19 protein-coding genes are annotated in these 17,975 nt (G+C 49.3%); 8 read left to right on the top strand and 11 right to left on the bottom strand.

Annotated elements, in window-relative coordinates; translation table 11 throughout:
• Positions 1 to 194: 194 nt before the first annotated feature.
• From msrB to H8D24_00785, 6 genes are all read right to left on the bottom strand, one after another.
• The gene (gene msrB, locus H8D24_00810; GenBank protein ID MBC8518934.1) at positions 195 to 1,271 is read right to left on the bottom strand and encodes a peptide-methionine (R)-S-oxide reductase MsrB; all 1,077 of its coding nucleotides are present in this window, start codon (positions 1,269 to 1,271) and stop codon (positions 195 to 197) included.
• Between the two features lie 19 nt (positions 1,272 to 1,290).
• The gene (locus H8D24_00805) at positions 1,291 to 2,250 is read right to left on the bottom strand and encodes a DUF3179 domain-containing protein (protein ID MBC8518933.1); all 960 of its coding nucleotides are present in this window, start codon (positions 2,248 to 2,250) and stop codon (positions 1,291 to 1,293) included.
• Positions 2,251 to 2,323: 73 nt separating this feature from the next.
• Complete coding sequence (locus H8D24_00800; GenBank protein ID MBC8518932.1) at positions 2,324 to 3,598, bottom strand: replication-associated recombination protein A; 1,275 nt, start codon at positions 3,596 to 3,598, stop codon at positions 2,324 to 2,326.
• A gap of 50 nt (positions 3,599 to 3,648) precedes the next feature.
• Positions 3,649 to 4,269, bottom strand: a complete 621-nt coding sequence (gene lolA, locus H8D24_00795) for an outer membrane lipoprotein chaperone LolA (GenBank protein ID MBC8518931.1) — start codon at positions 4,267 to 4,269, stop codon at positions 3,649 to 3,651.
• A gap of 1 nt (position 4,270) precedes the next feature.
• A complete protein-coding gene (locus H8D24_00790; GenBank protein ID MBC8518930.1) occupies positions 4,271 to 6,592 on the bottom strand; it encodes a DNA translocase FtsK 4TM domain-containing protein in 2,322 nt (773 codons plus the stop codon).
• A 207-nt stretch (positions 6,593 to 6,799) separates the two neighbouring features.
• Positions 6,800 to 7,867 carry an alanine dehydrogenase gene (locus tag H8D24_00785; protein ID MBC8518929.1) on the bottom strand — a complete coding sequence of 356 codons (1,068 nt, stop codon included), beginning with the start codon at positions 7,865 to 7,867 and terminating at the stop codon, positions 6,800 to 6,802.
• A gap of 51 nt (positions 7,868 to 7,918) precedes the next feature.
• Between H8D24_00785 and trxB the strand changes: the two genes are divergently transcribed.
• From trxB to infA, 3 genes are all read left to right on the top strand, one after another.
• Positions 7,919 to 8,887, top strand: coding sequence for a thioredoxin-disulfide reductase (gene trxB / locus H8D24_00780; GenBank protein ID MBC8518928.1), 969 nt, complete (start codon positions 7,919 to 7,921; stop codon positions 8,885 to 8,887).
• Between the two features lie 6 nt (positions 8,888 to 8,893).
• Positions 8,894 to 9,568, top strand: coding sequence for a leucyl/phenylalanyl-tRNA--protein transferase (locus tag H8D24_00775; GenBank protein ID MBC8518927.1), 675 nt, complete (start codon positions 8,894 to 8,896; stop codon positions 9,566 to 9,568).
• 180 nt (positions 9,569 to 9,748) lie between these two features.
• Positions 9,749 to 9,967 carry a translation initiation factor IF-1 gene (gene infA / locus H8D24_00770; protein ID MBC8518926.1) on the top strand — a complete coding sequence of 73 codons (219 nt, stop codon included), beginning with the start codon at positions 9,749 to 9,751 and terminating at the stop codon, positions 9,965 to 9,967.
• On the opposite strand, the gene clpA is transcribed toward infA, so the two are convergent.
• Positions 9,964 to 12,252 (bottom strand): ATP-dependent Clp protease ATP-binding subunit ClpA, encoded by a 2,289-nt coding sequence (gene clpA / locus H8D24_00765; GenBank protein ID MBC8518925.1) that lies wholly within the window; start codon positions 12,250 to 12,252, stop codon positions 9,964 to 9,966. The genes infA and clpA overlap by 4 nt on opposite strands.
• Positions 12,253 to 12,404: 152 nt before the next feature.
• Positions 12,405 to 12,731 (bottom strand): ATP-dependent Clp protease adapter ClpS, encoded by a 327-nt coding sequence (gene clpS / locus H8D24_00760; GenBank protein ID MBC8518924.1) that lies wholly within the window; start codon positions 12,729 to 12,731, stop codon positions 12,405 to 12,407.
• Positions 12,732 to 12,768: 37 nt separating this feature from the next.
• On the opposite strand from clpS, the gene H8D24_00755 reads away from it, so the two are divergent.
• The 3 genes from H8D24_00755 to H8D24_00745 are packed head-to-tail and all read left to right on the top strand — an operon-like array spanning position 12,769 to position 14,884.
• Positions 12,769 to 13,305, top strand: coding sequence for a pseudouridine synthase (locus H8D24_00755; GenBank protein ID MBC8518923.1), 537 nt, complete (start codon positions 12,769 to 12,771; stop codon positions 13,303 to 13,305).
• Positions 13,302 to 14,390: a tRNA 2-thiouridine(34) synthase MnmA gene (gene mnmA, locus H8D24_00750; protein ID MBC8518922.1), complete on the top strand. Its 1,089-nt coding sequence runs from the start codon at positions 13,302 to 13,304 to the stop codon at positions 14,388 to 14,390. Before H8D24_00755 ends, mnmA begins: the two co-directional genes overlap by 4 nt.
• Positions 14,387 to 14,884: a DUF302 domain-containing protein gene (locus tag H8D24_00745; GenBank protein ID MBC8518921.1), complete on the top strand. Its 498-nt coding sequence runs from the start codon at positions 14,387 to 14,389 to the stop codon at positions 14,882 to 14,884. The genes mnmA and H8D24_00745 overlap by 4 nt, the downstream gene beginning before the upstream one ends.
• Before the next feature lie 15 nt (positions 14,885 to 14,899).
• Here the strand turns inward: H8D24_00745 and H8D24_00740 are convergent, their stop codons facing one another.
• From H8D24_00740 to H8D24_00730, 3 genes are read right to left on the bottom strand one after another with little or no spacing between them, the layout of a single operon-like run.
• The gene (locus tag H8D24_00740) at positions 14,900 to 15,610 is read right to left on the bottom strand and encodes a DUF2238 domain-containing protein (GenBank protein ID MBC8518920.1); all 711 of its coding nucleotides are present in this window, start codon (positions 15,608 to 15,610) and stop codon (positions 14,900 to 14,902) included.
• Positions 15,607 to 15,912, bottom strand: coding sequence for a non-heme iron oxygenase ferredoxin subunit (locus tag H8D24_00735; protein MBC8518919.1), 306 nt, complete (start codon positions 15,910 to 15,912; stop codon positions 15,607 to 15,609). Before H8D24_00735 ends, H8D24_00740 begins: the two co-directional genes overlap by 4 nt.
• Positions 15,913 to 16,995, bottom strand: a complete 1,083-nt coding sequence (locus H8D24_00730; GenBank protein ID MBC8518918.1) for an anthranilate phosphoribosyltransferase — start codon at positions 16,993 to 16,995, stop codon at positions 15,913 to 15,915.
• A gap of 94 nt (positions 16,996 to 17,089) precedes the next feature.
• Here H8D24_00730 and H8D24_00725 point away from each other — a divergent pair, with 94 nt between their 5' ends.
• Positions 17,090 to 17,260: a hypothetical protein gene (locus tag H8D24_00725; protein MBC8518917.1), complete on the top strand. Its 171-nt coding sequence runs from the start codon at positions 17,090 to 17,092 to the stop codon at positions 17,258 to 17,260.
• 92 nt (positions 17,261 to 17,352) lie between these two features.
• On the top strand, positions 17,353 to 17,975 hold a 623-nt coding region (locus H8D24_00720; protein ID MBC8518916.1), incomplete at its 3' end, for a sulfite exporter TauE/SafE family protein.

Raw genomic sequence — 17,975 nt, 5'->3', positions numbered from 1 at the left:
AATAGTTTCGAAGAAGTTGCCTTATAAAGCTCTTCAAAGGCGCGGCGATCCCCCAGAGCAGTCCTGGAGAGCAAATCATCAAACCCGCTGTTATCTGTAGTAGCCAAACCACATCCTCACAAAAGCCGCTAGTAACCTGAAGCTGATTATAACTTAATCAAATTTAGGCAACGCAACTCACTCTGATCATGGCATCAGCCTGGAGGCAGAGCAGGAAAAATATTCAGATACTGCCCGTACCCCTCATCCACCAACCGATCACTGGGGACAAAGCGCATGGCTGCCGAATTCATACAGTAACGCAGTCCAGTCGGGGCTGGTCCATCCGGAAAAACATGGCCTAGATGGGAGTCTGCTTTTTTACTTCTAATTTCTGTACGAGTCGAAAAGAATTTTCTATCCTCTCTCTCCACTACAACGCCATCGTCAATTGGACGGATAAAGCTCGGCCATCCGGTTCCGGAGTCGTACTTGTCAACCGAACTGAAGAGTGGCTCACCGGATACAATATCGACATAGATCCCCTCATCCTTGTTATCCCAATACTCATTATCGAAGGCTCGTTCTGTCCCATCCTCTTGGGTCACCCTGTACTGGAGCGGGGTCAGCTTCTTCCTCAACTCCTCTTTTGAGGAAATACTCTCTCCGGTAGCTGCTACACTCTTGCGGTTACCGCCCCAGACCTTGTCAAGATACTGATCACGCCCTGAACCATGGCGGTAGTAGCTGTAACGCAGAGGGTTGTTCTTGGAGTAATCCTGGTGGTACTCCTCTGCCGGATAGAAGGTTTTAGCCTCAAGAATCTCCGTCACAATGGGTTTCTGGTAACGTCCCGATCGATCCAGCTCTGCTCTCGACTCCAGGGCCTGAATTTTCTGTTCTGGACTCAGATAGAAGATTGCTGAACGATACTGATCACCACGATCCACGAATGAGCCGCCCCCATCTGTGGGGTCAATCTGCCTCCAGTAGGTATCCAGCAGGACATCATATTGAATAACATCAGGATCATAGATGATCTCTATCGCCTCCAGATGATTGGTCTCACCTGCAGAGACCTGTCCATAGGTTGGATCTACCTCATATCCCCCCGTATATCCAGATACTACCTGCACCACCCCGTCCAGTTTCTCAAATGGGGCTTCCATACACCAGAAACAGCCGCCAGCAAATATTGCTCTCTCTGATGCATTACGGTTCACACTGTCCAACCTGCTATCTCCATTGTTTGTAAAAGCACTGACCCCTGCTGCTACTGCGATGAGAAACATGACGGCAAGCACTGCTTTGTTATTCATCTGCATGATACACCTCACTCTCCGGATGGAAAGCCATCCAGGCAAACCAGAATGATGAGACGGATGGCAGCTTATTGCCTTTGAGGTCTGTAGCCCATGCACTGTTACTCTCTTGATCAAAGTGAAGCTTCACCTCTACACCATTGAATCGATCAACAACAAGGGACTTGGCCTGTGATAGCTCAGAGTATGGGTATCCCTTGAACTTCCCATCTATCTCAATCCCCAGAACACGCTCTTTTGGATGGTAGAGAGGGTTAAGGCTCTCTACAGGGAAGTAGATGCCTTCACTATTCACGTAACCGCTATAGGGGTCGCGATCATAATCGCGAAAATAACCGGTACGTCTTGATAGCACAGTTGTTGTGGGATAATCCCTCTTCCATACCTTCCAGCTGGTGTGGGTTGCCGGCAGCAGTTGCAGACGCTCCCCCTTTAGTTTTCCACTTATTGCCCGGCCCAATAGTTGCGACCATAGCGACTCGGTCTCTCGATCATAGAGTAGAACATCACTGTTATAGAGCAATCCAGAGACCCCAAACAACCGTTGCTTTCCCCCACCTTTTTTGGTGCTGCCTGAAGAGAAGACCACACCAGAACCACAGAGTGGGCAGTAGGTCACCACAAAGGGGTTCCCGTTGGTCTCATCATTGACGATCTCATGCCAGTTCAAAATGGCAATGGGGTAGGCGCGACTCACTCCATCAATCTCAACACCCAGGATTGGATCCTCATCGGAGAGCTCCTCTTTTGCCTGGTCGATGGTTAAAAAACGTGGGTTATCTATCGATGGGATACCATCACGTGCGGGACCTCCTCCATGAATCTTTTCGATTGCTATCTCACTGTTGGTCAGGTCAAAGCCGTTTTTTGACTCCTCCTGGGCGTTGGAACAACCCGTCAACAAAACTGACAGCACCGGCACCAACAGAACCAACTTGTTAACTCTCATCACCACTCTCCTGAAACTCTATCTCTGGATAATATACGTTCCATGGCAGCAGATGGATTCAGGAGAAAAGAGGTTATCTCTCCCTGCTCCTCCGATCTAGTTGACGCAGATACTCCATACGCTCCTTGATCTTGATCTCCATCCCCCGCTCCACCGGATGGTAGTAGCTCTGCTCTCCCATCTCATCCGGGAAGTAGGTCTCACCAGCAGCATATCCATCCGGCTCATCATGGGCATAACGATAGGCATGACCATATCCCAGCTCCTTCATTACCCTGGTTGGTGCATTGCGCAGATGAACCGGAACCTCAGCTGATCCGCCTGCTCTTATATCGGCCAATACACTATTCCATGCATTGTAGACCGCGTTGCTTTTTGGTGCGATCGCAAGGTATGTAATGGCCTGAGCAATGGCCAACTCACCCTCAGGGCTTCCCAGACGCTCATAGGTTTCCCAGGCACTCACCGCTATCTGTAGTGCGCGCGGGTCTGCATTACCTATATCCTCACTCGCCATCCGTACAACCCTGCGTGCCACATAGAGCGGATCGACTCCGCCATCAACCATGCGAGCAAACCAGTAGAGTGATGCATCTGGGTTGGAGCCACGAACTGACTTGTGGAGTGCTGAGATCTGCTCATAGAAGAGATCACCGCCCTTGTCAAAGCGACGCCCTCCATCTGCAATTACCGCGGCTATACTCTGGTCAGAGAGCACCTTTCGTTCCTCCTCAGACTCCGCAAGCTCTGCAACAATTTCCAGTATATTGAGGGCACGACGGGCATCACCATCTGCTGCAGTGGTGATCTGCTCTATCCCATCTTCCGATATAGCAATATCACCCTCTCCCAAATCTGACTCTATCGAGCTGACCGCATGTCTAATAATTTCACTCAACGCCCTCTTATCAAGTGGTTTCAGCTTGTAGAGACGGGCACGAGAAAGTAGTGCGTTATTTAGCTCAAATGATGGATTTTCTGTGGTTGCACCAACAAAGGTAAAGGTGCCGTCCTCTACATGAGGAAGAAATGCATCCTGCTGGCTCTTGTTGAATCTGTGGACCTCGTCAACAAAGAGCAGCGTACTCTGACCAAGTTTCTGCGCCTGCTTGGCCTGCTCTATGGCTGCACGAATCTCCTTGACCCCGGAGAGTACTGCAGAGATGGCAAGAAAATTTGCATTTGAGTGGTTGGCAATCAACCGTGCCAATGTGGTTTTACCGGTTCCGGGAGGCCCCCAGAAGAGCATGGAGTGGAGGTTTCCGCTCTCTATAGAGTTACGAAGTGGCTTACCCTCTCCCAGCAGGTGCTCCTGCCCCATAAAGTTGGCCAGAGAGGCCGGCCTCATCCGTTCTGCAAGTGGCGCTGTCACCTAAGCATACTCATTGGTCTTGTTAGCTACGGAAAATCTCCTACTACATCTGTCCCTGCTGGAGGAACAAACAGAAAGTTGCTCTCTTCAAGAGATGGGTTATAGAGCATATCCTGCAGATCAATTCTGGTTCGTTGACCCAGGCTATCCTCTACCTCTATGACTCTTAGCTGTTCATCATCCATTGCCACCAGAAGCTGTTCAAACCCTCCGCTCCCATGAATAGAGACGAGCTCAGCCCACTCATAATATTGCTTCTTTCCGATAGGGTGGATTGCAAACTGATCTTTCAGGGAACCTTCGCCTGTAAGTAGTGCGGCGGGGGTATTGGCAAGTGATCCCTGCTGTTTGCGAACAGTAACCTGTTCCAGATCGGGATCATGCAGCCAGATTCTGGAACCATCCCCAACAATCTCCTGTACAAATGGAACCGATGTCTGCCAACGGAATTTTCCTGGGCGCTGTATCAACAGGGTACCGTAACTATCCTCTATCAAACGCCCTGAACCATCTCTCACCTGCTGGTGAAACCCTCCTCGCAGACTCTCCATCTCCGAGAAATAACTCTCAATACGAGAGCTCAGGGTATCCGCTGACCAGGCAACAATCGGGGTAAGCGCTACCATTAGGCCAAACAGTATACGCAACTCAGTCAATCTCTACTGGTGGAGGTGCCAACACCTCACGCTGACCATTTGATCCAATTGGACCAACCACCCCGGACGCTTCCATGGCCTCAACCAATCTGGATGCACGATTATATCCAACCCGCAACCTGCGCTGTACCCCAGAGACCGATGCCTTGCGTGTCTCGGTTACAATCCGCACCGCATCATCGTATAGCGGATCATCTTCTGCATCATCCAATCCTGCACCGTTGCCGCTACTCTCACTAGCCTCGTGGGTGGTCAAAACCTCCTCAACATATTGCGGCTCACCACTCTGTTTAAGATTATCCACCACACGATGGACCTCATCATCATCCACAAATGCGCAGTGGACACGAATCGGCAGACCTGCCCCAGATGGAAGATAGAGCATATCTCCACGCCCCAACAGATGCTCTGCACCCATCTGATCGAGAATTACCCGTGAATCCATCTTTGATGAAACCTGAAAGGCAATTCTGGTGGGGATGTTTGATTTAATCAGCCCAGTAATCACATCAACCGATGGGCGCTGGGTAGCCAGCACAAGATGGAGACCTGCCGCACGTGCCTTCTGGGCAATTCGCACAATCAGGTCCTCTACTTTCTTGCCAACGGTCATCATCAAATCTGCAAACTCATCGACAATAACCACAATGTATGGAAGGTGCTCCAGAGTACGTGGCGGCTCTCCATCGGTAGCCTCATAAAGAGGATCAGCCAGTGGTGCACCAGACTCAATCGCATCATTGACCTTCTTGTTATATCCGGTAAGGCTCCGCACCCCGAGGGCAGACATTAGTTTATAACGGCGCTCCATCTCTGCAACACACCAGCGCAACGCACTGGCCGCCTCATTCATGTCAGTTACAACGGGCGCCAGAAGATGTGGTATCCCCTCATATACAGAGAGCTCCAACATCTTGGGATCTATCATGATGATCCGTACATGTTCTGGTGTATATTTGTAGAGCAGACTGAGCACCATGGTATTTACGCTTACCGACTTGCCTGAGCCAGTTGTACCTGCAACCAACAGATGTGGCATTTTGGTCAGATCAGCAACCTGTGGCTGGCCACCGATATCCTTGCCAAGAGCCAGGGTAAGCGCCCCTTTGGAGTGCTCATACTGCTGTGAGGAGAGAATCTCGGAGAGGAACACCGTCTCTCTCACCTCATTGGGGATCTCTAGGCCGATAGTTGGCTTGCCAGGAATCACCTCAACCACCCGCACACTCTGCAGGCTGAGGGAGCGTGCCAGATCATTTGACAGCCTTGTAATCTTGCTTGCTTTCAATCCTGGAGCAGGCATCAGCTCAAATCTGGTAATCACTGGGCCTGGCTGAACTGCAACCACCTCAACCTCTACTCCAAAGTCCTTCAGCTTGAGCTCTACCTGACGGGAGAGAACCTCCAACATCTCGGTAGAGAAACCGGATTGCTGATGTTCTGCCTTGCTCAATAGCGAGAGCGGTGGTGGAGATGAGGAGCCTGATGTTACAAAGTTTGCCGGTAACTCTTCAAATAGTGTTCTCTGTGTCTCCTTGAGTGCCCGCTCACTCATCTCTATTGATCCAAGCTTGGGCTCAATTTTTGGTTTTTTCTTGCGTGATTTTTTGCGCTCTCTTTTAACCTCCTGGCCACGACTCTCTTTCGCAATTTTAGCCGCCTTCCAGTCATCTACCTTTCCTGGAATAGCGCGTAGCAACATAATGGCCTCGAGAACAAAACCTCCAACTCGATCCATAAGGGCAAACCATGAGAGGTGGGTAAAAATAGAGACGCCTGCAAGGAACATGGCCAGCAGAAATACCGTGCTGCCAAATGGGCCCATGATTGACTCAAACCCACCACCAACCAGATCTCCAACAACCCCACCGGTCTGTGCAGGAAAACTGGCATCAAAACGGTGAAAGTGCAGGTTTGATATGCCGGCCCCACCGAAAAGAGTCATTAAAAAACCACCTATTCTGATTGCCAACAGTTGCGGCTGGTAACGAAGAAGACGGGCGCGATCAACAAAAAGCAACCATCCCAGCCACCCCACAATTGGCGGGATTATCCATGCCATCACCCCAAGAATTGTAAAGAGAACATCAGAGAACCAGGCCCCTACAACTCCCCCTGCATTATCGTATTGAGAGACAGGTGCACTGTAGGTCCATGCTGGATCATTCATGCTGTATGTAAAAAGTGATACCAGTAGATAGAGGGTGATGGCAAGACTCAGAAACAGAGCTCCCTCACGCAACCCCCTGCTGACGTGTGTAGTGCTGGCTACAGAACCACCTCGCTTCCTTACTCTTCTTCTGGTTGTTGCCAACTGGACAATCCTTGCAAAACTGTAATGGTATTAAAGTGCATTATTTTAACGGATTTGAAAAGAAAACCTGTTATTTTCTTGACACATCATCATCTTGTTCTAGGCTAATAACAGGTCCCGCCCACATCCGTTGAGTGTAACAATCAGAGGCAGCCAGGCACACACTAACAGTATGATGGGCGTGGCTTTTCGTCTCTCGGTTTTGCTCTATTTGCTACGCAGAGTAGCATAGACTACTTCTCCTCCATCAACATTAATTCCATTCACAAGTGCATGGTTGGTTCTCCAGTCTGGCCTAGCCAATCTGGTAACCCAAGGCAGAATTACGGCAGAGAGTGCCTGCGATGATGTCCGTGGAACTGCACCTGGCATATTGGTTACTCCAAAGTGGATTACGTTACCCACCAGATGGGTTGGATTGTCATAGTTGGTTGGGCGGGTGGTTTCAATACATCCGCCCTGATCTACAGAGATATCGATAACCACACCCCCTGCCTCCATCTGCCGAATCATCTCTGCTGACACCAGCTTGGGAGTACGGTCTCCTTTGACCAAAACAGCCCCAATCAACAGATCTGCAGAAGCCACCATCTCTTCAATATTTTCAGGTGTGGAAAACATCCCGTTAACATTCGATCCCAACGCATTTACTCTACTGATGTTCTCTTCACTATGTTCAAGCACAGTAACCCTGGCACCTAGTGCAGAAGCCACCTGGATAGCAGCAGAGCCAGCCACTCCACCTCCAATAACAACCACATGCCCAGAATCAATCTCACCTACGCCCCCCAGAAGAACACCTTTCCCACCCTCCGGCTGATGAAGCAGACGGGCACCAATCTGTACTGCAATCTTTCCCGCAATCTTGCTCATTGGGGCAAGCAGGGGAAGCCTCCCATCAACCTCTACTGTCTCAAAGGCAATCGCAGTCAGACCTATCTCGCACAACGCATCCATCAGATCATGATCTGCCGCCAGGTGAAGAAAACAGAAGAGAATATGATCATCTCTCAGAAACGCCAACTCCCCTGGCTGGGGCTCTTTTACCTTAACAATCAGCCTGGATACCCCATACAGTGAAGGAGCATCTGGTGCAATCTCACCCCCCGACATTATGTAGAGATCATCCGGAAACCCGCAAAGCTCTCCTGCCCCCTTCTCGACAACCACCCTATTACCCTGTCCAACCAATAGAGAGACCGCATCTGGAGTCAAGGCAACTCTTCCCTCATAGGCTCTGGCCTCACGTGGAACCCCAATTATTGAGCCATTCATGTACAATCTCCTCCACGAAAAAACACTGAAATCATCAAACTGGAGTTTATCATGAGTGATGTCAAACACTGCCCCCTTCTTATTCTTGGATCAGGCCCCGCTGGTTATACCTCAGCTATTTACGCTGCCCGTGCCAACATGAAACCAACTTTGATAACAGGCATGCAGCAAGGTGGGCAACTGACTACCACTACAGAGGTTGATAACTGGCCAGGTGAACCCGAGGGTGTAGAGGGGCCAGAGCTTATGGACCGCATGCTGAAACAGGCAGAACGGTTTGAAACCGAGATCATCTTTGACATGATTCAGAGTGTTGACCTGAACGTGCGCCCATTTCAGCTCAAGGGTGATATGGGAGAGTACAGTTGTGATGCACTGATTATTTCAACGGGTGCATCTGCAATGTATCTTGGACTTGAGTCCGAGCAAAAATTTATGGGGCGTGGCGTATCCGGCTGTGCAACCTGTGACGGCTTCTTCTACAAGGGACAGAAAGTTGCCGTAGTAGGTGGTGGTAACTCTGCTGTGGAGGAGGCGATATATCTATCAAATATCGCAGAGCACGTTACGGTTATCCATCGTCGTGACAGCTTTAGCTCGGAGAAGATTCTCTCTGATCGCATTATCGAGATGTCAAAAAACGGAAATATAACCATCGAGTGGAACTCCCAACTTGATGAGGTTTTGGGTGATGACAGTGGTGTGACCGGCGTACGCATCCGTAGCACTCAGGATGACAGCACCAGGGATATCGACCTCAGCGGTGTCTTTATTGCAATTGGCCACAAACCAAACACCGGAATGTTTGAAAACCAGCTAGATATGGAGCACGGCTACATCAAGGTACGCAACAGTGAGCGCCATTACGCTACTGGAACCAATGTATTGGGAGTGTTTGCTGCAGGTGACTGTGCCGATCCCGTCTATCGTCAGGCAGTTACCTCTGCCGGCAGTGGTTGCATGGCTGCTCTTGATGCCGAGCACTACCTTGACAATATTGACAGCGTCGATACGGAATAGAAAACCATGGGGCCATTCCGGCTTGGTGACAACCCTGGATCCCCATTCCCACCAATCCATCTGGCGCAGCAAGAACCAAATGGCCTGCTGGCCATTGGTGGAGATCTAACACCTGAGAGACTTCTGACTGCGTACCGAAGCGGAATATTCCCCTGGTACAGTGAGGGCGAACCTATTCTATGGTGGTCCCCTGCCCCGCGTGCTGTTCTCTTCCCCAGTGAACTCCATATCTCTCGTAGCCTGAAGAGACGGATTCGCCAACAGCCTTTCCGTATCACTCTTGATCAGAATTTTGCCGCTGTCATCCATAACTGTGCCGCACCACGAAGCAGTGACAGCGGAACCTGGATTACCAGTGAGATGGCTGAGGCGTATATCCGTCTTCATGAGCTGGGGCATGCCCACTCTGTAGAGTGCTGGGATAGAGACAACACCCTTGTTGGGGGGCTCTATGGTGTTCTTGCAGGAAAACTATTCTGTGGTGAATCAATGTTCAGCAGGGCAAATGATGCCTCAAAAATAGCTCTGGTCTCTCTGCTAGAGGATTTTGCAGATGAAATCGAGATAGAGCTGATTGATATCCAGATGATGACCCCACACCTGCAGCAGATGGGGGCCCGTGAAATCCCTCGCACAGAGTACCAGGAACTTCTTGCAGAGCACTGTCTCCACACTGACTGATGATTAATGTATAATCCCACAGCTTAATCAAGGAACCTCTGAACACGAACACGCTTAATGGGATGGGGATTTGGTGGAATGGATCTAACCCGTCCCCCATAGGATAATTTGCGATGGAGAGCTGATTGGGTAACGAAGTGACTTAATCAGAGCTTCCTTAATGGAATATTGTAGAGAGACATGGCTAAAGAAGAACATATTGAGATGGAAGGCACAGTTGTTGAGAATCTTCCCAACACAACTTTCAAGGTAGAGCTGGAAAATGGACATGAGGTCATTGCCCACATCTCCGGCAAGATGCGCAAGCATTACATCCGTATCCTCAAGGGTGACAAGGTTACTGTTGCGCTGACTCCCTACGATCTATCCAAGGGTCGGATCACCTTCCGCGCACGCTAAACCGAAAGTTTATCTCTGGCAGATCTCTTGCCTTTGAGCGGCTTCTCTATCTTGTGATAGACAAAATTAAGCTTCCCGCTCTTAACCGATACCGCAACCTCTCCTCCACTCTTTAGTTCACCAAACAAAAGCTCTTCTGCCATCGGTTTGCGAACCTCTTCGCGGATCAGTCTGGCCATGGGACGGGCACCCATATCAGCGTCATAACCCTTCTCTGCCAGCCAGGTTTTGGCCTCATCATCAACCGTCAGCTGAACATGTTTCTGGTCCAGTTGGATCTCCAATTCGGCAATAAACTTGTCCACAATATTTGCGATGCTGGGCATATCAAGCACATGGAACTGAATCACAGAATCCAATCTATTCCTGAATTCCGGGGTAAATGTTCTCTTCACCTCGGCCAGGCCATCACTAGAGTGGTCCTGATTAGTGAAACCAATGGATGGACGGTTCATCTTTTCAGCCCCAACATTAGATGTCATAACCAGAACCACATTCCTGAAATCACTCTGACGTCCGTTGGAATCGGTCAATGAACCATGGTCCATAACCTGTAGCAACAGATTGAATACATCCGGATGTGCCTTCTCAATCTCATCCAGCAACAGAACTGCATACGGGTTTTTATTAACTGCATCGGTTAACAGCCCACCCTGATCGTACCCAACATAACCTGGGGGTGCTCCAATCAAGCGAGATACTGTATGGCGTTCCATATACTCGGACATATCAAACCGAATTAGCTCAACCCCCATCTGCATGCCAAGCTGGCGGGCAACCTCTGTCTTGCCAACGCCAGTAGGCCCCACAAAAAGGAAGGAGCCCACTGGTCTCTCATCATTTCCCAGCCCCGAGCGGGCAAGCTTTATTGCAGAACTGAGAGTCTCAATTGCCTCATCCTGACCAAAGACAACCATCTTCAGATTGCGCTCAAGCTTTTTCAGCTGCTCTCTATCAGAGGTTGATACATTCCTGGATGGAACCCTGGCAATTTTCGCTACCCCCTCTTCACCCTCCTTGCCCCCTACTGTCTTGCGACGGCGTGATGGTGGCAGCAGTTGATTTCTTGCACCCGCCTCATCCATTACATCGATAGCCTTATCTGGAAGATGACGATCTCCGATATAACGATCTGCAAGCTCTGCCGCTGTAGTCAAAGCCTGACGGGTAAACTTGACTGCATGGTGGTCCTCAAAACGACTTCTCAGCCCCTGCAGAATCTTGACGGTATCGGGAACAGACGGCTCATTAATATCAATCTTCTGAAAGCGACGAGCCAAGGCGTGATCCTTCTCAAAGATTCCTCTATACTCCTGGAAGGTGGTAGAACCAATACAACGCAGGTCGCCGGCCGCCAGTTTTGGCTTTATAAGGTTTGATGCATCCATGGTTCCACCAGAGGCAGAACCTGCACCAATAATGGTGTGAATCTCATCAATAAAAAGGATCGTGTCTGCAAGAGCATCAAGCTGCTTTAACAACCCCTTGAGACGCTTCTCAAAATCACCACGATATTTTGTCCCAGCCAACAGAGCACCAAGATCCAGGGAGTAGATAGTGCTCTCGGCAATTACCTCTGGAACCTCTTTATCAACTATACGTCGTGCCAGCCCCTCGGCGATTGCTGTTTTGCCGACACCAGCCTCTCCCACCAACAGTGGATTATTCTTGCGACGACGACAGAGAACCTGGATGGTTCTCTCCACCTCTTCTGCCCTGCCAATCAGTGGGTCAATTTTTCCTTTCTCAGCAAGGGCATTAAGATTAACCGCATAACGGGTTAGCGGGCTATCATCCTCATCCTGCTCAACATCTTCGTCATGCTCCAGCTGTTCCTGCTGCTCTCGATCCACTGTACGCTCAGTCTCATGAGAGACGTAGTGAACCACATCCAGGCGGGAGATCTCCTGCTGGGTAAGAAAGAAGACTGCATGCGACTCCTTCTCTCCAAATAGTGCGACCAGAATATTATCTGCACTCACCTCGCTCTTGCCGGATGACTGAACCTGAAATATGGAGCGCTGAAGAACCCTCTGAAAGCCCAAGGTGGGCTGTGGATCAATCTCATTATCCTCTGGCAAAAGTGGCGTATTTTGCAGAATAAAGTTTTCCAGCTGTTCACGCAGAATATCCAGATTTGCGCCACAGCCTCGTAACAGATCGGCAGAGAGAGGGTTATCAAGCAGCACCAGCAACAGATGCTCCAGGGTAATGAACTCATGCCGTTGTTCACGGGCCTGTTTTACCGCAAGACCTAATGAAAATTCCAGTTCCTTACTGAGCATATCGACTGATCTCCAGCTGGTTAAGAAATCCCTGATTAAGTCACTTCGTGACCCAATCAGCTATCCCTCACAAGTTATCCCATAGGGGACGGATTAGATCCCTTCCACCAAACCCCCCATCCCATTAAGCTTTTTCAGAGGTTCCTTAACTATCAAGCTTGCTCCATAGAGCAGAGTAACGGATGCTGATTCTCTCTTGCATAATCGTTGACCTGAGCCACCTTACTCTCCGCAACCTCTCGACTAAAAGTACCACATATACCCTTGCCACGGGTATGAACATGCAACATAACCTGTGTTGCCTGCTCACTGTCCATCCGAAAAAACTGCTTCAACACATCAACCACAAAATCCATCGGCGTATAATCATCATTCAACAGGACAACCTGATATTTGGATGGCTCCTGTAGCTTGGGACGCTCCTCCTGCAGATCCAGATCGGTGTGGTGTATAGGATCAATAGGTTGTTCAGTCTTCATATTTCTGTCCGGGGATTTGGGTATATACTACCGGATGATGATTGTCATCTTCAACAAACCATATAATGTATTGACACAATTTAGTGACCAGGATGGGCGCAAAACCCTGGCTGACTATATTCCAATCAAAAAAATATACCCCGCTGGACGTCTGGATCGTGACAGTGAGGGGCTGTTAATACTGACTGATGATGGAAAACTCCAGGCCAGAATAAGTCATCCCAGACACAAAATGGAGAAGAGTTATTGGGTTCAGGTGGAGGGAATCCCTGATGAAGCGGCTATAGAGAAACTTGTTAATGGGGTAGAGATAAAAGGGGGAAAGACAGCCCCTGCTTCTGCACAGATAATTGAGTCCCCAGAGATATGGAAGCGTACTCCGCCAATCCGTGAGCGTAAAAATATTCCTGACAGCTGGATCGAATTAAAAATTAGAGAGGGGAAAAATCGTCAGGTGCGAAGGATGACTGCCGCAGTAGGTCACCCTACCCTGCGGCTAATTCGTGTCGCTATCGGCCCATGGGCTCTAGGCAACCTCAAGTCAGGCGAGTGGCGCAAGGTGGAACAGCCATGAGCTCTTACACAAAAATTATGGTTGGCCTCTCTGGAGGAGTCGACTCGGCTGTCGCTGCAAAACTTCTACTGGAGCAAGGGTTCGAGGTTGAGGGGCTCTTTATGAAAAACTGGGAGGAGGATGATGACTCCGACTACTGCAGTGCAGAGGAAGATCTGGCAGATGCAGAGAGTGTTGCCAAACAAATGGGTATTCCACTCCACACCATCAACTTTTCACACGAGTATTGGGAACGGGTTTTCAGCCATTTTCTTGAAGAGTATCGGGCTGGACGAACCCCGAATCCGGACATTCTCTGCAACAGAGAGATAAAGTTTCGCGCCTTTCTCGACCATGCCCTCAAGCTTGGTGCAGATGCCATCGCTACTGGACACTACGCACGAATTGAAAAGTTGGGAGATAACTATCGACTACTAAAGGGGGTAGACCAAAACAAGGATCAATCCTACTTTCTCCACCTACTGAACCAACAACAGCTTTCACACGCCATGTTTCCACTGGGCAAGCTCAACAAGGATGAGGTAAGAAAAATTGCTGACTCTGCCGGGTTTGTAAATGCCAAAAAGAGAGACAGCACCGGCATATGTTTTATTGGAGAGAGGAACTTTCGCGACTTCCTCAGTCAGTACATACCTGCTCAGCCGGGAGATATCAGAACCCCGGATGGTGATCTGATTGGCAGACATCAGGGGTTGATGTATCACACCCTGGGGCAACGCAAGGGGATAGGAATTGGTGGATTGGCAAACTACAGTGAGGAGCCATGGTATGCGGTTGCCAAGGATCTTGATAACAATATATTAATTGCAGCTCAGGAGAGAGAACACCCACTACTGATGAGTCAGACAGTCAAGACAGAACCGATACACTGGATTGATCAGCCCCCCTCCAACCTCCCCTTCAACTGTATGGCACAGAGTCGCTATCGACAGAGTGATCAGCCATGTACCATCACTGAATCCGGCAACAGTGGTGCAGTAATTCACTTTGATGACAAACAGCGGGCAGTAACACCCGGGCAGTCGATGGTTTTCTACCAAGATGACCACTGCCTTGGTGGTGCTGTTATAATATCCTCCAAATGAAAAAGATCGTCTCTCTTATTCTCGGTTATCTGCTGGTTGGCAACACGGCATTTTCTGTTGAGCCTCCAACCCAGGAGATGATGGTTCAGCACTCTGTTATCAAGATGCGCCTTGCTCCATCTGTCTCCATTGAGGATGCGACAGAGGCCATGCTATCCAAGGCAACAGAGTTAAACCTTGCTCTTGTGGGAAGACAACAGATGTCTGCAGCACTAAGTAAAAGAGGTATCGACTCTCCACACATTGAGATATTCCAGTTCTGTAATCCGGAGGATGCAGCAAAAATGGTGCGCCACGATATTATCTATGCGTCATACATGCCCTGCAGAATTGCCTTGGTTGAGGACAACCATGGCGCCCCCTGGCTCACCACCCTGAACCTTAATATGATGATTGAGAAAGGTGACTTACCTGACGAGATATACCGGATTGCAGTCACCACCAACACCAAGATGATGACCATCATGACCGCCGGAGCCAACGGGGATTTCTAGCCAGTATTGCTCTGACTACAGCTCATTCTTGGCCAACTTCTCTCGCCTCAGAGCCCTGTTGACCCGTAAACTTTTTGCCCACTCACTGGAAAAATCCTTCTGCATTCGATAGTTGATTGATGCTGTAATCAACATAGCCATTACTGCTCCAAGACTAGCCAACCCCATATCCTTGTGGGCATCCCATATATCGCCCTGGATTCCAAGAAACGCCATCCCCAACTCTCCGCCAAAAATCTCGGCCGCACCCCACTCGATCAGCTCGAACAACATGGAGCTAGACATGGTTAGATCCAGAGGAAGAAAGTACCCCCAGAACCCTCGCACATTTGCCACGTAGAGAAAAATCTCTCTAATCGGATAGGCAATCAATAGTCCAAAAGAGAAGTGAACAATGCGATCAAAGTGATTACGCTCCCACCCCATAACATCGTTAAGGGTTGAACCTGTAACCCACTCTACCCACTGATCGTAAGGAACCTCGGCATACGTATAGTGCGATCCAATCTCGTGAAGCCCGAGAAACAGGAAAATCATGGAATATGACGTATTGGAGAACGGCAAAGATCTGCGCCCATACAGCAACAGTGGGACGGCAATAATCACCAATACATTTTCCAGCAACCAATCCTCCGGATGGACCGGGTCGATGGCCAGTATGATCCACTCAATGGAGAACAGACCAAACAGAAGATAAAACGTCTTATTTTCTCTGGAAAAATTCACTCATCAAGTTTAATCCAAACCCACCCATCCTTCACCTGCAACGGATAAACTCTTACTGACTCCTCGGCAGGTGGCTCCATTGCCTCACCTGTAGAGAGATCAAAACGGCTGCCATGCAGAGAGCAGCGCACCATCTCACCCTCTAGACACCCCAGATCCAGTGCAATCACATCATGGGGGCAACGGTTGGAGATAGCATGAAAACCACTCTCCGTATGGGCAACCAGGATGTCATGGCCGTCAACCTGATACGAGCGCATCTTGCCCACAGCCAAATCATCAACCTGAAACAGCATCTTCATCTAAAGTCGCCCTGCAGCCCTGCCACTGGACAATACATCACGAACCTCTTCTGCTCCCCTCTCCAATGACTCACATCTGCCAAGATGTTGGAGAACCAGAGTGGCACTTAGCATAAGGGCATCCATACTTATCCCCTCCTCACCCTGCAGAGTCGCAATCCCGGATTCGGCAGCCCTTTTGGATATCTCCAGATTACCTTCCACACCAACTGGAATGGCGGGTGCCCTAAGATCATGCTGAATATCAAGCTCTTCCGGATTCACCTCTACAGCCACCTCCTCCTGATCACCGACAAACTGATAAGTGGTTGATGACTGCCTCAGAGATGAGGTGACACCACCCTCTACTCCACGCACCAAAAGTGCGGAGTCAAACCCTGCATGGCGCACCAACATTGCATAGATACGTGCATATGGCTTGTGTACATAACCGGTCATCAGATGGCTCTTCTCTCTCCCCTTGATCGGGTGAGTCAGAGTCTCTGCGGTTGTAATTACCGTACGCTTGATAAGCTGATTACGTAACGGCACGAGTTTATGTAACAGTGGTGAGGATTGGCTCTGATCAAGATATGCCCACCCTTTTGCTGGATCACTCAACTGTGCGGCTGCCTCCTCCACCGAGAGATCCACATTTACACCAGCCTCACGCAATATCTGACGATGGGTAAATCCAAACTTTGGGGTAACCGTCTCCAGCCCCTGAGAGAAAGCCGGAACACCCAACTCAGCCAGCAGTGGTGCCAAAAATGGGGCAATCGGAAGAGTTCTGTTATAACCATTAAATGGGTCGGCAATATCAACCACCTCATCAACATCTGCCACCACCCTATTGGTAAGATCCTGTATACCACTAAGAATTCCGCGATTCTCATCATCGGTCTCGCGCTTCATCCGCAGAGCAATAAGAAAGACTGTTGCCTGTACAGGATCAACCACACCCTCCAGAATTGCACGCATTCCAATTCGTGCCTCCTCCTGTTCGATATCCTTGCTGAGAGTTGGTCCGGTAGCAATACGCTGGATAACAGACCTCATAACCTCTTGTGCTTCAGTTGCGGAAAATAGTTGTTGTTCACTCATTACTGGATTTTCTCTCTATATTATTTTTGATTTTCATCATTTTATATGTATCATTGCCTAATCATCAACTACTAATATTGCAAGGAGCATATAAATGAACGTAGACCAACACCTTAAAGTTGCACAGTGGCATCTAGAGCAGGCAAGACTACACTCGGCCAATGGGGATCACAAATGTGGATGCCCAGCCAATGACCACGACCAGAAGGCAATTGATGCTGTTGAGCAGGGTATTATCGAGGAAGAGAAGGCCTGTAACGTTTAATTCAAAAACTTCAATATTTTCGGGGCTGATCCATACAAGTGGATCAGCCCTTTTTATATGCAGATGCTAAACTCCACATCTATATGATGTTAATGGAATCACTATATATCTCAGCCTTTGTAATGGGGTTGCTGGGTGGAACCCACTGTGCAGGTATGTGTGGCGGCATCGTCTCGGGACTAACAGTTGGGATCTCAAAAAATAGCCGTAATAGCGACTCCTCACTCTCTCTATACTTGCTCGCCTACAATAGTGGACGCATCCTGAGTTACGTAGTTGCCGGAATATTAATCTCGTCAATTGGAAATATTGCAGACAGCATTGGCAGCGGAATGGAGGTGCGCAGGATCCTCACCCTGATTGCAGCATCAGTCATGGTGCTGCTAGGACTCTACCTGACTGGATGGTGGACTGCAGCCATCATCAAAATTGAGAAGGCAGGATCACTTCTGTGGCGGGCCATAGAGCCATTCGCTAAAAAATTTATCCCGATACGCTCAACAACACATGCCCTGGTTGCCGGGATGCTCTGGGGATGGCTGCCATGCGGCCTGGTCTACACTGCACTTTTGTGGGCTATATCGGCAGAGACCGCGATCCAGGGGGGCATGATCATGGCAAGTTTTGGTATTGGCACTCTACCAACCCTGTTTGGTATTGGATATTTCTCAAACAGGGTAATTATTCACCTGCAAAAACAGTGGGTACGCACCTT

This window comes from Candidatus Thiopontia autotrophica, assembly GCA_014384675.1.
GTDB lineage: Bacteria > Pseudomonadota > Gammaproteobacteria.
Note: the sequence above shows the minus strand (reverse complement) of the source record. Positions and strands in the feature narration are given on the sequence as shown.

What these genes read in the sequence shown, in the direction of transcription:
- msrB (MBC8518934.1), bottom strand. Translation starts at nt 1,271, where the DNA reads ATGTTTCTCATCGCAGTAGCAGCAGGGGTCAGTGCTTTTACAAACAAT.
- H8D24_00805 (MBC8518933.1), bottom strand. Translation starts at nt 2,250, where the DNA reads ATGAGAGTTAACAAGTTGGTTCTGTTGGTGCCGGTGCTGTCAGTTTTG.
- H8D24_00800 (MBC8518932.1), bottom strand. Translation starts at nt 3,598, where the DNA reads ATGAGGCCGGCCTCTCTGGCCAACTTTATGGGGCAGGAGCACCTGCTG.
- H8D24_00785 (MBC8518929.1), bottom strand. Translation starts at nt 7,867, where the DNA reads ATGAATGGCTCAATAATTGGGGTTCCACGTGAGGCCAGAGCCTATGAG.
- trxB (MBC8518928.1), top strand. Translation starts at nt 7,919, where the DNA reads ATGAGTGATGTCAAACACTGCCCCCTTCTTATTCTTGGATCAGGCCCC.
- H8D24_00775 (MBC8518927.1), top strand. Translation starts at nt 8,894, where the DNA reads ATGGGGCCATTCCGGCTTGGTGACAACCCTGGATCCCCATTCCCACCA.
- infA (MBC8518926.1), top strand. Translation starts at nt 9,749, where the DNA reads ATGGCTAAAGAAGAACATATTGAGATGGAAGGCACAGTTGTTGAGAAT.
- clpA (MBC8518925.1), bottom strand. Translation starts at nt 12,252, where the DNA reads ATGCTCAGTAAGGAACTGGAATTTTCATTAGGTCTTGCGGTAAAACAG.
- clpS (MBC8518924.1), bottom strand. Translation starts at nt 12,731, where the DNA reads ATGAAGACTGAACAACCTATTGATCCTATACACCACACCGATCTGGAT.
- H8D24_00755 (MBC8518923.1), top strand. Translation starts at nt 12,769, where the DNA reads ATGATTGTCATCTTCAACAAACCATATAATGTATTGACACAATTTAGT.
- mnmA (MBC8518922.1), top strand. Translation starts at nt 13,302, where the DNA reads ATGAGCTCTTACACAAAAATTATGGTTGGCCTCTCTGGAGGAGTCGAC.
- H8D24_00745 (MBC8518921.1), top strand. Translation starts at nt 14,387, where the DNA reads ATGAAAAAGATCGTCTCTCTTATTCTCGGTTATCTGCTGGTTGGCAAC.
- H8D24_00735 (MBC8518919.1), bottom strand. Translation starts at nt 15,912, where the DNA reads ATGAAGATGCTGTTTCAGGTTGATGATTTGGCTGTGGGCAAGATGCGC.
- H8D24_00730 (MBC8518918.1), bottom strand. Translation starts at nt 16,995, where the DNA reads ATGAGTGAACAACAACTATTTTCCGCAACTGAAGCACAAGAGGTTATG.
- H8D24_00725 (MBC8518917.1), top strand. Translation starts at nt 17,090, where the DNA reads ATGAACGTAGACCAACACCTTAAAGTTGCACAGTGGCATCTAGAGCAG.